This window comes from Streptomyces sp. NPDC006450 (assembly GCF_040612195.1).
In the GTDB taxonomy this organism is placed as follows: Bacteria; Actinomycetota; Actinomycetes; order Streptomycetales; family Streptomycetaceae; genus Streptomyces.
On the sequence record NZ_JBEXPT010000240.1, the window covers coordinates 2,079 to 3,547 of the forward strand.

The 1,469-nt window shown below is 77.0% G+C and carries 1 protein-coding gene; it reads left to right on the forward strand.

What is annotated here, in order from left to right; all coding sequences use genetic code 11:
* Positions 1 to 1,121: 1,121 nt before the first annotated feature.
* Positions 1,122 to 1,469: STAS domain-containing protein (locus ABZY57_RS32390; RefSeq protein WP_356518069.1), on the forward strand; the 348-nt coding region annotated here is incomplete at its 3' end.

Below are 1,469 nucleotides of genomic sequence, written 5' to 3' on the forward strand. Positions count from 1 at the left end.
CACCCACCCCCCCCGCCCCGTCCCCGCCCCGCGCCACCCCCCACAACCGGGCCAGGGCGGCGGTGCCCTCACGACGGGCACCCGGTCGCGACCGAGCCCTGCTGCGGAACCGGTACACGGTGGAGCGCCCGCCGATGGACGGCGGCCGGGTTTCCGACGGGTCGGGCGGCCGTGCTCCGGTGTGGGCCCCGCGCCGCCGGGTGACATCCGGGCCCGGACCGTTCCGGGCGGGGCGGGGGCACGTACCCCCAACCGCGAACCCGATCCGGGGTCCGTCTCCCGGGCGACCGGGGCGAAGCCCGCACCACCCACCGGCTCCTCGGCCGGCACGGTGTCGTCGGATTGAAGACGGGCACCAGCCCCCCGCCGCGGGCAATGTCCTGTGGGCCGCCTACAGGGACGTCGGCGGCACCCGCAGGCTGGTCCTCGGCGCCGTCCTCGCCCAGCGGACCGGCTGCTCGCCGGTACGCGCGCGGGCAGCCGTCCGGGCCCACAGCCGGCGGACCGGGAGGGGCGGTCGCACTGTCTGGTCGCGGTCGAGCGGGGTAGGCGATCGGGAGGGTGGCCTGACGAGGCCCGACGAAGGAGACAGGCATGAGCGAGCAGGGAAGCGAGCAGGGAACGGACGCCGGGCGGAACGACGGCGGAGGGAATGACCACGGGGGCCCTGACCCCGGCGGACGCGACGCCGGTGGGCACGCCGCCAAACGCCCGCGTCCGGGCATCGGACGCGAGGAGCAGGCACGTCCTGACCGCCCCCGGGGCAACCCGGCCCAGGCCGGCCCGCCCCAGGCAGACCGTCGCCCCGAGCTGCTGCCCGACGAGGGGGCCATGGTCGACGAACACGGACGCCCGCCCGGAGTTGCGTCGCGCACGGGTACCGGCTCCGGCTCGCCACCGTCGGACCCGGAGCGCGTCGAGCGGGCCGCCCGGAGGGTGGACCCGGATTCTGCCGACCCCCGGTGAACGCGTCGCACGGGCCCCGGCCGGGGGCCGCTGAAGCTTGCGTTCGACCGGGGCGCGGGTCGACCGTCGAATCAGGTCGGATCGCGCTCTCCTGCCCCCGTGACCGCGGGGCGGGAACCGGTCCGGGCGAGCTGCGGTGGGACGAGGTGAGCGTCATGGTGAACGCCTTCGGCATTGCGACGGCCTCCCGCGGCCGGACCGTGCACCTGATGCCGCAGGGCGATCTGGACCAGGAGGCGGGCGCGGCCTTCGACCGCCTGCGCCCCGTGCTCGGTGAGGCGACCGAGATGGTCATCTGCGACCTGCGCGGAGTGCCGTTCATGGACGTGGCCGGCCTGCACCACCTGCCCGGCTTCCTGCGCACGGTGCAGGAGTGGGGCACGCAGGTGCACGCGTTGCAGTGGCAGCGCCAGCCGACGTGCCTGCTGACGCTGGTCGACGGCCTTCGGCCGCCCGGCCCGCCCGGCCCGCCGGGCCCCGCGGACCGCGACGCGCTGGCCGGG